11 protein-coding genes are annotated in these 12106 nt (G+C 68.0%); 7 read left to right on the top strand and 4 right to left on the bottom strand.

The features are described from left to right. Window positions 1-67 precede the first annotated feature (67 nt). Entirely contained in the window at window positions 68-1468 is a 1401-nt protein-coding gene (locus tag CFB81_RS27765; RefSeq protein ID WP_089437281.1) for a phage tail protein, read from the bottom strand. 108 nt (window positions 1469-1576) lie between these two features. After that, on the bottom strand, window positions 1577-2584 hold the full coding sequence (gene hpnA / locus CFB81_RS27760; RefSeq protein WP_089437280.1) for a hopanoid-associated sugar epimerase: 1008 nt from the start codon (window positions 2582-2584) through the stop codon (window positions 1577-1579). Between the two features lie 152 nt (window positions 2585-2736). Here hpnA and CFB81_RS27755 point away from each other — a divergent pair, with 152 nt between their 5' ends. The 3 genes from CFB81_RS27755 (at window position 2737) to CFB81_RS27745 (ending at window position 5491) form a co-directional block, all read left to right on the top strand. After that, window positions 2737-3033, top strand: a complete 297-nt coding sequence (locus CFB81_RS27755) for an acylphosphatase (RefSeq protein WP_006480292.1) — start codon at window positions 2737-2739, stop codon at window positions 3031-3033. Window positions 3034-3048: 15 nt separating this feature from the next. Next, the gene (gene rarD / locus CFB81_RS27750) at window positions 3049-3948 is read left to right on the top strand and encodes an EamA family transporter RarD (protein WP_069621666.1); all 900 of its coding nucleotides are present in this window, start codon (window positions 3049-3051) and stop codon (window positions 3946-3948) included. 418 nt (window positions 3949-4366) lie between these two features. Next, window positions 4367-5491 (top strand): OpgC domain-containing protein, encoded by a 1125-nt coding sequence (locus CFB81_RS27745; protein ID WP_089437279.1) that lies wholly within the window; start codon window positions 4367-4369, stop codon window positions 5489-5491. Window positions 5492-5526: 35 nt separating this feature from the next. Here CFB81_RS27745 and CFB81_RS27740 read toward each other — a convergent pair whose 3' ends face one another. Together CFB81_RS27740 and CFB81_RS27735 are read right to left on the bottom strand one after the other, a co-directional pair. Next, window positions 5527-5733, bottom strand: coding sequence for a hypothetical protein (locus tag CFB81_RS27740; RefSeq protein WP_069621664.1), 207 nt, complete (start codon window positions 5731-5733; stop codon window positions 5527-5529). A gap of 120 nt (window positions 5734-5853) precedes the next feature. Beyond that, window positions 5854-7377: a peptide MFS transporter gene (locus CFB81_RS27735; RefSeq protein ID WP_069621750.1), complete on the bottom strand. Its 1524-nt coding sequence runs from the start codon at window positions 7375-7377 to the stop codon at window positions 5854-5856. Window positions 7378-7873: 496 nt separating this feature from the next. On the opposite strand from CFB81_RS27735, the gene CFB81_RS27725 reads away from it, so the two are divergent. The 4 genes from CFB81_RS27725 to CFB81_RS27710 all read left to right on the top strand — a co-directional run bounded on the left by CFB81_RS27725 (window position 7874) and on the right by CFB81_RS27710 (window position 12106). Beyond that, window positions 7874-8452, top strand: coding sequence for a cupin domain-containing protein (locus tag CFB81_RS27725; protein ID WP_011548888.1), 579 nt, complete (start codon window positions 7874-7876; stop codon window positions 8450-8452). A gap of 178 nt (window positions 8453-8630) precedes the next feature. Then, the gene (locus CFB81_RS27720) at window positions 8631-10241 is read left to right on the top strand and encodes a peptide ABC transporter substrate-binding protein (RefSeq protein WP_069621663.1); all 1611 of its coding nucleotides are present in this window, start codon (window positions 8631-8633) and stop codon (window positions 10239-10241) included. 10 nt (window positions 10242-10251) lie between these two features. After that, a complete protein-coding gene (locus CFB81_RS27715; RefSeq protein ID WP_050013372.1) occupies window positions 10252-11190 on the top strand; it encodes an ABC transporter permease subunit in 939 nt (312 codons plus the stop codon). A gap of 13 nt (window positions 11191-11203) precedes the next feature. Beyond that, window positions 11204-12106 carry an ABC transporter permease gene (locus CFB81_RS27710; protein ID WP_089437278.1) on the top strand — a complete coding sequence of 301 codons (903 nt, stop codon included), beginning with the start codon at window positions 11204-11206 and terminating at the stop codon, window positions 12104-12106.

The raw sequence follows: 12106 nt of genomic DNA, 5'->3' as shown, positions 1-12106 counted from the left end.
AGCCCGGATCGGCTCGAGCCGATTCGGGCTGTGTGCTTTTGGGCCGCTTTTCGGCCGATGCGCGCGCTTACCGCTGCGTCAGCATCATGTACATCTGGATCACGACGTCCGGCGAGAACGTGAACGGCACCCAGCCGTACCCTGTGTGGCGGGCGACCAGCAGGCGGTCACCGTTCGCCTGCTTCTGCACGGCCATCATCGGGTTCTTCGTCGTCACGAAGCGCCAGCCGGCCGGAATGCCGGGCGGCGGCTCCGGCTGCATCGACGCGCGTGCGTGCGCGAGTTCCTCGATCAACTGACCCAGTTGCTCCGGATGCAGCGTGATCGACTGGCCGTTGATGGTCAGCGTGAGTTCGTTCTGGGACGGGCGCGCGACGTGCAGCGTCGCCTTGTCGGCCGGCGCGGCAGCGGTGCCGGTTTCAACCGCGGTTTCGGCTTGTGCCGTCGGGACCAATGCGGTCTCGGTATTGGCCGGGGCCTCGGCGGCTTCGACCACATCGATCGTTTCGACCGTTTCCGCCGCCGCCAGCGCGGTCGCGTTCACCGACGCTTCCGCCGCCACGGCCGGCTCGACGACATCGACCGTCGCGGCAACCGCGCTCGTCGCGGCTTCCTTGACGACGGCCTCGACCAGCGCTTCGGCGTCGGCGATGGCCTTCGCGTGGTGCTGCGCGGCCGCTTCGGCCTGGGCGATCGCTTCGGTGTGGCGCTGCGTGACGGCTTCGGCTTCGGCCGTTGCCTCCGCGTGGCGCTTCGCGGCCGCTTCGGCCTGGGCGATCGCTTCGGCGTGACGCCGCGTGATGGCTTCGGCCTCGGCGGTTGCGTCGGCATGACGCTGGGCGGCGGCCTGCGTGTCGGCGAGCGCTTGCGTATGACGCTGGGCGAGTGCCTCGGCCTCGGCGATCGCGGCCGTGTGGCGCTGCGCGGCAGCTTCGGCTTCGGCGGTCGCTTCCGCGTGGCGTTGCGCGGCCGCTTCGGCTTCGGCGGTCGCCGCGGCATGACGTTGCGCGGCCGCTTCGGCTTCGGTCGCCGCGGCGTGATGACGCTGCGCGGCCGCCTCGGCTTCGGCGATCGCCGCCGCATGGCGTTGCGACGCGGCTTCGGCATCCGCGTGACGTTGCGCGAGCGCTTCGGTCAGCGCGGTGGCTTCCGCATGGCGCTGCGAAGCGGCTTCGGCTTGCGTGGCGGCATCCGTATGACGTTGGGCGGCCGCTTCGGCGGCGGCGGTGGCATCGGCATGGCGCCGCTGCGCGGCTTCGGCATCGGCGGCAGCGGCCGTGTGGCGCTGCGCGGCCGCCTGCGCTTCGGCTTCCGCTGCCGCGTGACGCTCGGCCGCGGCGCGGGCTTCCGCTGCCGCGGCGCGCGCGAAGGCTTCCGCGCTGCGTGCCGCCTGCTGGGCGGCGTGGTGATCGTGGAGGAGCTGATCGACGCCCGTGGCGAGCGAAGCGATCTGATCGTTCAGGTTCATGCGTGTCTTCTCTGCGTAAGACCCGCGATTTTAACCGCTGCGCCGATGCCGGTCCGTGCGCGACGTGTAACAAAGTGCGCAAAGCGGCGCGACGTGCGCCGCTTTGTGTTACTTCAGGTAGCCCGCCGAGCCGAACCAGTCGAGCGCATCGCGCAGCCCCTCGCGATACGGGCGCGCACGGTAGCCGAGTTCGCGCTCGGCCTTCGCGGACGTGAAATACATCTTGTTCTTCGACATCCGCAGCCCGTCGACGGTGACGAACGGCTCCCTCCTCGTGAACTTCGCGACCGCTTCGGCGCCGACCGCGAGCGGGTACAGCGGCCAGCGCGGCAGCGCGATCGTCGGCGCCTTGCGGCCCGTCATCTGCGCGATGTCCGCGAGCATCTGCTGCAGCGGCAGGTTCTCGCCGCCGAGGATGTAGCGCTCGCCGATCCGGCCGCGCTCGAGCGCGAGGAAGTGGCCGTGCGCGACGTCGTCGACGTGTACGAGGTTCAGCCCCGTGTCGACGAACGCCGGAATCTTGCCGAGCGCGGCCTCGACGATGATGCGGCCGGTCGGCGTCGGCTTCACGTCGCGCGGGCCGATCGGCGTCGACGGGTTGACGATCACGGCGGGCAGCCCTTCGTCGGCGATCATCCGTTCGACCGCGCGCTCCGCGAGCACCTTGCTGCGCTTGTAGACGCCGATCGCCTGCTCGGCCGTGAGCGGCCGGTTCTCGTCGGACGGGTCGCCGGCGCTCGTCACCTTCAGCGTCGCGACGCTGCTCGTGTAGACGATCCGCTCGACGCCTTCCGCGCGGGCCGCGCGCATCGTCGCGACCGCGCCTTCGAGGTTCGCGCGCTCGATTTCGTCGGGGTCGGGCGCCCACAGCCGGTAGTCGGCCGCGACGTGCAGCAGGTAGCGCACGCCGCGCAGCGCGGCGCGCATCGACGCCTCGTCGCGCATGTCGCCGGTGACGATCTCGGCGTCGAGATCCGCGACGTTCGTGCGCGGGCTGGTCGGGCGCACGAGCACGCGCACCGCATAGCCTTTCTGCTGCGCAATGCGCGCGACGGCCGAGCCGACGAAACCGGACGCGCCGGTGACGAGAACGAGATCGCGGGAGGTATCAGTCATGCGTTTCCTTCAGGGCCGCGCGCGCGGCGCGGCGGTTGGGCATCGGCGAGATTGTACGTGGTCGGCGGGCGCGGCGACGCCCGGCCGGCGCGTGTGCGAAGCGGCCGACGCGACTACAATGCCGGGCTTGAATGCAACGGGAGGGCGACGCGATGAGCCGCAATGAACTGGACGAACGGATCGAGACCTACTACGTGCGGGTGCGCGGCGTCGTGCAGGGCGTCGGCTTTCGTCACGCGACGGTGCGCGAAGCGCATGCGCTGAAGCTGCGCGGCTGGGTCGCGAATCTCGAGGACGGCACCGTCGAGGCGATGATCCAGGGCCCCGGCGCGCAGATCGACCGGATGCTCGCGTGGCTGCGTCACGGGCCGCCCGCCGCGCGCGTGACCGAGGTGACGTTCGAGGAACGCCGGACCGAGAAGCGCTTCGAACGCTTCCAGCAGCAGTAAGCGACGCACAACGACATGACGGGGTATCCGGAAGCCGGGCGCGGCCTCATGCTGTCGGTGATGGCGTCGACGCTGTTCGCGCTGATGTCGGCTTACGCGAAACTGCTCGCCCCGCTCACGGGGCTCGACATCTTCGCGTGGCGTATCGTGTGGACCGCCCCGGGCGCGCTCGCGCTGATCGCGCTGCGTGGCCGCTGGCCGGCGCTCGTCGAGCTGGCGCGGCGCAGTGCGCGCGACTGGCGCCTGCTGGTCGCGCTGCCGGTGAGCGCGGCGTTGCTCGGCGTGCAGCTGTGGCTGTTCCTGTGGGCGCCGCTGCACGGCCGCATGCTCGAAGTGTCGCTCGGCTATTTCCTGCTGCCGCTGACGATGGTGCTCGTCGGCCGCTTCTACTATCACGAACGGCTCGACCCGCTGCAATGGGCGGCGGTCGCATGCGCGGCGCTCGGCGTCGCGCACGAGGTATGGGCGACCCGCGCGTTCGCGTGGCCGACGCTCGTCGTCGCGCTCGGCTATCCGCCGTATTTCGTGCTGCGCCGGCGGATCAACGCGGATTCGCTGGCCGCCTTCGCGATCGAGATCGTGCTGCTGTGCCCGGTCGCGTTCGCGATGGTCGCGACGAGCGCGACGCGGGTCGGCGGCCAGCCGCTGCTGTGGGCCGCGCTGCTGCCGGGGCTCGGCCTGCTCAGCACGCTCGCGCTCGCGAGCTACCTGAAGGCGAGCCGGATGCTGCCGATGGCGCTGTTCGGGATTCTCGGCTACGTCGAGCCGGTGCTGCTCGTCGTGGTGTCGCTGCTGCTGCTCGGCGAGACGCTCAGCGTCGCGCAGCTCGCGACGTACGCGCCGATCTGGGTCGCCGTCGCGCTCACCGCATGGCACAGCGCGATGCTGATGCGCCGCTTGCCCGCGCGCGGATAACCGCATCGTCGCGATGCGCCGGCCGGGCGCAACGGGCCGCGCATCGCGCATCATCCGGCCGTCGAACCTTGCTCGCTCCGCTGCCGAGTCCCGCCGAATCCGTCGATACTGACCATCCACTGACGCCGCGCTGACGCGAATCTGGCGACGCTGCCTGCTTCGCTGCGCAACGCTCGCGCTTGTAATCGAAGAGAAGATTCGGTTGCATTTTGTTACTTAGGCTCGCCCCTGATCGGCCATTAGACTGATCCGATCGACTTCCCTTCGTATGCAGCTTTTCGATGAACGGTCACCGCCGTGCCGAGCCGGCCGGGTTGGCGCGATACGGGCATACGCGTCTCGCCGCCGATCGCGCTCGCCGTCTCTCTCCCGATCCCTTCCCCGGTGCACGTCGCACCGCCGCCGTGCGGGTGCGCGCATGTCGTTGAGCCCGCCGCATTCCGCCTCGGTGCAGCCGTCGCGCGGCGGCCGCCTGATCGAAATCGATTTCTTCCGCGGGCTCGTGCTGTTGATGATCGTCGTCGATCACATTGGCGCGAGCGTGCTGTCGCGCGTGACGCTGCACGCGTTCGCGCTGTGCGATGCGGCCGAGGTGTTCGTGTTCCTCGGCGGCTTCGCGACCGCGAGCGCGTACGGCGCGATCGCCGAGCGGCACGGCGCGCGCGCCGCGCAGCAGCGGTTCGTGCGGCGCGCGACGCAGATCTACCGCGCGTTTCTCGCGACGTCGACGCTGATGCTCGTCGTGTCGGCGGTGCTCGACCACTTCGGCATCGATGCGCCGAACCTCGCGCTCGACGACGTCAGCGTGATGCTCGCGTCGCCGCTCACGGGGGCGGCCGAGCTGCTGACGTTCCAGCGCCAGCCGTATCTCGCGTCGGTGCTGCCGATGTACGTGCTGTTCGCGCTCGCGTCGCCGGTGCTGGTGCCGTTCGCGCGGCGCCATCCGTGGCCGCTCGTCGCGCTCAGCATTGCGTCGTGGCTCGCGGCGGGCTGGCTCGGCCCCGAACTGCTCGACACCGACGGCTTCCGCTGGAGCTTCAACCCGTTCGCGTGGCAACTGATGTTCGTCGCCGGCGTGCTCGCGCGCTGCCAGCCGTTCTACCGGCGCGTCGCGCTCGGCCGCTGGGGCGCGGCGGCGACCGGGCTCGCGTGCGCGATCGTGCTCGGTTGCGCGAGCTACAAGCTGTTCTCGGGGCTGCCGGTGCCCGAAGGCGTGCTCAAGCGCGATCTCGCGCTGCCGCGCGTCGTGAGTTTCGCGGCCATCGCGTGGCTGATGGCCGATTGCGTGCGCTTCGGCTGGATCGCGCGGATCGCGCAGGGCGTGCGGCCCGTCGTGGCGGTCGGCCAGCGCGGGCTGATCTGCTTCGTCGCGGGTGCGGCGATCTCGCTCGTGATCGATTCGCTGCTGCATCCGGTCGCGGGCAGCGCCGATCTGCGGCATGTCGGCGTGGGCCTCGTGGCCGACGCGTGCGCTGTCGGGCTGATGATGGCGGTGGCCGGTTCGGGAACGTGGATCGCGCGATGGCGCGACGCGGCGGCGTAGGCGGGCGCGTGCGGCGCGGCAGGCGCCGCGCGGCGTCAGTGAGGTGAGCCGATACGGGAGCGGGGTGTGGCGGTGCCGTCGTCGGATTCGGCGTCGTCGCGTTCGTCCTGCGCCGGATCGTCGCGCTCCGCGAGCACCGCGTCGGCTTCGGCCGCGGCCCGCGCGGCGCGCATCGCGGTGCAGCGCTGCGCGTGCCGAATGTCCGACAGAATTCTCAAAAGCCGCGTCGTCTTGCTTTTCATCGGGTTCTCCCGCCAGTGCGCATCTCGCGAAGCGGATGCGTTGCCTGCAACCAGTGTAGGACGCGTTCGCGTTTCCGGCGGGAGAATGTGGCGTGCACGCCGCACGCCGAGGGATAGTACTTACTGCGCGGCGACGGCGGCGGCCTGCGCCTGCAGCGCTTCTTCGCGGCGCTCGTCCGTGCAGCGCTGATGCTGGCGCGACAGGCGGTTCATCAGCGGCAGCAGCAGCAGCGCGAGCAGCATGCCGATCGCGGCGAGCCAGCCGAGCTTCTCGAACAGCGACAGGTAGAGCGGCAGCGATTCGGTGGCCGGCAGTTCGTGCGACGGCATCTGCGCGAAGTTCGCGACGACGCTGCCCAGATACTGCGACACGCCCGTCGCGACGAAATACGCGCCCATCATGAAGCCGCTCATGCGCGCCGGCACGTAGCGGGCGATCATCGCGAGGCCGAGGCCGCTCACCAGCAGCTCGCCGAGCGAGTACAGCCCGTAGCCCCACACCATGAACCACGACGACACGCGGCCGTCGACCGCGTAGCGGCCGCTGACCGTGAACACCAGGTAGCCCGCGGCGACCGCGCCGAAGCCGAGCGCGTACTTCGCGGCGACCGGCAGGTCGCGGCCGCTCTTCGCGACGAGGTTGTAGACCCACACCAGCACCGGGCTCAGCAGCATGATCCAGATCGGGTTCAGCGCCTGGAACTGCGCGGCGCTCCACGTGAACAGCGTCGTGCCGAACAGCATGAAGCGCGGGTCGACGTTGCGCAGCGCGAACAGCGTCAGCGACGTCGACATCTGCACGTAGAAGATGAAGAACAGGATCACCTGGCCGATCAGCACGAGCGCCGCGATCAGGCCCGCGCGCTCCGAGCGCTCCGACTTCGCGATCATGTACGCGAAGATCGCGAGGATCGCGAACGCGGCCGTCCACACGCTCGCGACCGCGAGCTGCTTGTGCTGCAGCACGTACAGCGTGATCAGCGCGAGCGCGACGCCGCCGGCGGCGACCGCGCCGAGGCGCTTCCAGCGGATCGGCGCGTCGTCCGGCTGCGAGCCGACGTGCGCGAGCGTGCGGTGCATCAGCATGAAGTTCAGGATCGCGAGCAGCATGCCGCCGCAGCAGACCGCGAACGCGGCGTGCCAGCCCCAGTGATCCTTGATCCACGGCGTCGCGAGCATCGATACCGTCGAGCCGATGTTGACCGCCATGTAGTAGATCGTGAACGCGCTGTCGATGCGCGCGTCGTCGCCTTCGTAGATACGGCGCACGAGGTTCGCTGCGTTGGCCTTGAACAGGCCGTTGCCGACCACGATCACGCCGAGCGACGCGTACATGTACGTCAGGTGATCGTTCGGCACCGCGAGCATCAGGTAGCCGGCGCACAGCACGGCCGCGCCGATGATCATCGTGCGGCGGGCGCCGAGCACCTTGTCGCCGATCCAGCCGCCGATCGACGGCGCGGCGTAGACGAGCGCGGTGAATGCTCCCCAGGTCAGGTTCGCGTGGCTGTCGGTGAAGCCGAGCCGGTCGACCATGAAGAGGACCAGGAGCGCGGCCATGCCGTAGTAGCCGAAGCGCTCCCACATTTCGATGAGGAAGACCGTCGTAAACGATCGGGTCTGTGAAACAGGTGCGTGCATCATCAATCTCGTTTGAAACGGACGGCGCGGATCGCGCGTCGCCTTGAGGTCGAACTGGCGCCGGAGCATTGTGGCCGGGTAGGCTTGCGTCGGCGATGGAGCAGTCGAGCGGTTAGCTCGGGCCGGGGTCGGATTCCACCCGAGAAGGCGGAGCGCGGCCCCGACCGGCGCGCGAATGGTAACGTTTGCCGGTCCGGTGCGTCGGGTCCGCGCCACTTAGGGAAACTCCCGATATGGCAGCAGCTTTCAGGAACATTTGTCTCATCATCTACTTGTAAGCTTGACGCCGGTTCTCCGCAAATTCCCGGAGAGCCGCTTGCAGCTTGCCTGTGAAGCCTGCGAGTCTGGCAAGATAGCGCGTCGTTTCGCTCGCTTCGGGCCCTGTTTAGTGCACCGGGCTCAACGCCGAAGGCGTGTACGAACCCGAAGATTAAGCTATCTCCAATTAACTTAGTTACTTTCCATCAAACATTTTTTGACGACCACTTTTCGGCCTGCTATGGTTCCCCCCACTGAAAACTCGCGATCGGCAGACGCTGTCGCACTGGGCAGCAAGATTCGCGCGTTGCGCCAACGTCTGAAGCGCACGCTCGACGACACCGCTACCGCCGCGGGGATTTCGAAGCCGTTTCTGTCTCAAGTCGAGCGCGGGCTCGCGTCGCCGTCACTGACGTCGCTGGCCGGTATCGCCCACGCGCTCGGCGTGACGGTGCAGTACTTCGTGGATACGCCGAGCGAGGAACGCTCGGTTTGCCGAGGCGATCAGCTGCGCTTCTTCGGGTTTGCCGATTCGGCGAATCTGTTCGCGCGACTGACGAACGTGTCCGAAGGGCGCCAGCTGGAGGCGATCCTCGTGAGGATGCCGCCGGGGCAGAAGCGGTCCGAGGTGACGACACATGCAGGAGAGGAGTTCCTGTACGTGATTGAAGGGGAAGTGTCGCTGACGCTGGAAGGCAAGACGTTCGTCCTGCAGGCCGGCGACAGTTCGCACTATCAGTCGACGGTCCCGCACAGCTGGGTCAACACCGCGAAGATCGAGTCGGTGGTGGTCTGGGTCGGTACGCCGCGACTGTTCTAACGCACGGGTATTCCTTCGTTTCTTCGACGGAATGCCTGTCGAAAGAAATGTAAGGAATACTAACATGCAATACGAGAATCACGGGCCTCCTCAATCGCTGCCCCCGTCAGCGTCTCACGCGTAAGCCGCGGCATCCGCCGCGCGACGCCCACCGAACCACCTTCTCAAGACTGCCACGATGAAATCCTTGCATGCCATGTCGGCCGTGCTGGCCGCGCTCGCCCTGACGCCCGTCGCCCACGCCGTAACCGTTCCGTCGAACGTCGCGCTCGCTCCGCAACAGGACCTGACGCGACAGGTGCCGGCCGAAGTCGAGTCGCTCGACCCGGCGCACATCGAATCGTGGACCGGCAACACGATCGGCCTCGACCTGTTCGAAGGGCTCGCGCGCATCGATGCGGCCGGCCAGGTCGTGCCGGGCGTCGCGCTGTCGTGGGAACGCAAGACGCCGCAGACGTGGATCTTCAAGCTTCGCCACGACGCGAAGTGGAGCAACGGCCAGCCGGTGACGGCCGCCGATTTCGTCTATTCGTGGCAGCGCCTCGTCGATCCGAAGACGGGCTCGAAATACACGATCCTCGTCGAGTTCATCAAGAACTCGAAGGACATCATCGCCGGCAAGGCCGCACCGACGACGCTCGGCGTGCGCGCCGTCGATCCGTACACGCTCGAGGTGACGACCGACGTGCCGGTCGCGTTCTTCCCCGAACTGACCGCGATGGCGCCGCTCGCGCCGGTGAACAAGGACGTGGTCGCGAAGTTCGGCGACGCATGGACGCGCCCGGGCAACCTCGTCAGCAACGGCGCGTACCAGCTCGTCGACTGGCAGCCGAACAACCGCATCGTGGCGACCAAGGACGCGAAGTACTGGAACGCGTCGAAGGTCGTGATCAACAAGGTCACGTACCTGCCGATCGAAAGCGACGAAACCGCGATGCGCATGTACCAGGCCGGGCAGATCGACTACAGCTACTCGATTCCGTCGGGCATCTTCCAGCAGGTCAGCAAGCAGTTCGGCGCCGAGCTGCGCCCCGGCCTGCAGCTCGCGACCTATTACTACTACCTGAACAACAGCGACGCGGCGCTGAAGGACAAGCGCGTGCGCCAGGCGCTGTCGATGGTGATCGATCGCGACGTGCTGACGTCGAAGCTCACGCAGGCCGGCGAGAAGCCGATGTACGGGCTGATGCCGAACGGCACGAAGGGCGTGCAGCCGTTCACGCCGGAATGGGCGTCGTGGCCGATGGCCAAGCGCATCGCGACCGCGAAGGACTTGCTGAAGCAGGCCGGCTATTCGGACGCGAAGCCGCTGTCGTTCACGCTCACGTACAACACCAACGACCTGCACAAGAAGGTCGCGCTGTTCACCGCCTCGGAATGGCGCACGAAGCTCGGCATCACCACGAAGCTCGAGAACGTCGAGTTCAAGGTGCTGATGAAGCAGCGGCATGACGGCAAGGTGCAGATCGCGCGCGACGGCTGGTTCGCCGACTACAACGACGCGATGACCTTCTTCGACCTGATCCGCTGCGGCAGCTCGCAGAACACCGTCGGCTACTGCAACAAGCAGGTCGACGCGCTCGTCGAGGAAGGCAACCAGAAGCTCGACGACAACGCGCGCACCGCGCTGCTCACGCAGGCGCACGACCTGGCGATGAAGGACACGCCGATGGTGCCGCTGTTCCAGTACTCGGCCGACCGTCTCGTGAAGTCCTACGTGGGCGGCTATTCGCTGAAGAACGTGATCGACATGCGTGCTTCGCAGGACATGTACCTGATCAAGCACTGACGGAGCGATCATGCTGGCCTACGCATTGAGGCGCACGTTGTGGGCGGTGCCGACGATCCTCGCGGTCATCACCGTCTGCTACCTGCTGCTGCATTTCACGCCCGGCGGCCCGTTCGATACGGAGAAGCAGCTGTCCGCCGCGACGCTCGCGAACCTGAACGCGAAGTACCACCTCGACGAGCCGCTGTGGAAGCAGTACCTGCTGTATCTCGGCTCGCTGCTGCACGGCGATCTCGGCCCGTCGTTCCGCTACGTCGACTGGTCGGTGAACGATCTCGTGAAGAAGGCGCTGCCCGTGAGCCTCGGCGTGGGCGGTGTGTCGATCCCGATCTCGATCGTGCTCGGCGTGCTGCTCGGCACCGTCGCGGCCGTGCGCCGCGACAGCGTGATCGACCGCTTCGTGATGCTGATCGGCAACTTCGGCAACGTCGTGCCGCCGTTCGTGCTCGGCCCCGTCATGGTGTGGATCTTCGCGATCCTGCTGAAGACGTCGGCCGGCAACGGCTGGCTGCCGGCCGGCGGCTGGGGCGACGGCGGCTGGCAGTACCGGCTGCTGCCGATCGCGCTGCTGACCCTCATCAACGTGTCGCTGCTCGCGCGCGTGATGCGCGGCTCGATGATCGAGACGCTGTCGAGCAACTACATCCGCACCGCGCGTGCGAAGGGCCTGCCTGGCTCGACGATCGTGCTGCGCCATGCGCTCAAGCCCGCGCTGATGCCGGTCGTGTCGCTGTTCGGCACGGTCTGCATCACGTCGATCACGGCGGCCGTCGTCACCGAATCGGTGTTCGCGCTGCCGGGCGTCGGGCAGCTCGTCGTGAACGGCGCGATCAACCGCGACTACACGCTGGTGCTCGGCCTCGTCGTGATGACGACCGTCTTCGCGGTGCTGTTCAACCTGCTGGTCGACCTCGCGTACGCGTGGCTCGATCCGCGCATCCGTTATTGAGCGAGGCACAGCGATGACTCCAACCACTCCCGTCGTCGGCCTGCCCGTGCAGACCGATTCGCCGCCGCATTCGCGCTCGCCACTCGAACTGGCGTTCGCGCGCTTCCTTCACAACCGCGCGGCGCTGCTGAGCCTCGCGCTGCTCGTGCTGATCACGCTCGCCTGTTTCGTCGGCCCGTGGCTGCTCGCGGCCGACCCCGCCGCGAGCGATTGGGCCTCGATCAGCCTGCCGCCGACCTGGGCGAACCAGCACTGGTTCGGCACCGACGAGCTCGGCCGCGACCTGCTCGTGCGCACGCTGATCGGCGGCCGCGTATCGATCGAGGTCGGCCTGCTCGGCACGCTCGTGTCGGGCCTGTTCGGCGTCGCGTGGGGCGCGACCGCGGGCTTCGCGGGCGGCCGCGTCGATTCCGTGATGATGCGCGTCGTCGACATGATGTACGCGATTCCGTACCTGCTGATCGCGATCCTGATGATGACCCTGTTCGGCCGCTCGTTCATGCTGGTCGTGCTGACCATCAGCGCGTTCTCGTGGATCGACATGGCGCGCGTCGTGCGCGGCCAGACGCTGTCGCTGCGCAATCGCGAGTTCGTCGACGCGGCGCGCGCGATCGGCGTGTCGCCGGCATCGATCGTGCTGCGCCACGTCGTGCCGAACCTGCTCGGTGTGGTCGTCGTGTACGCGACGGTCTCGGTGCCGAACATCGTGCTGACCGAATCGGTGCTGTCGTTCCTCGGCCTGGGCGTCCAGGAGCCGATGACGAGCTGGGGCGTGCTGATCCAGGACGGCGCGCAGAAACTGGAATCGATGCCGTGGCTGCTGCTGGCCCCGGCCGTCATGCTGTGCGTGACGCTCTATTGCGTGAACTTCGTCGGCGACGGCCTGCGTGACGCGCTCGACCCGAAGGATCGCTGA

It is taken from the genome of Burkholderia sp. AU28863 (assembly GCF_002223195.1).
Lineage (GTDB): Bacteria > Pseudomonadota > Gammaproteobacteria > Burkholderiales > Burkholderiaceae > Burkholderia > Burkholderia sola.
The sequence above is the reverse complement of the archived record's forward strand: the minus strand, read 5'-3'. Positions and strand labels throughout refer to the sequence as shown.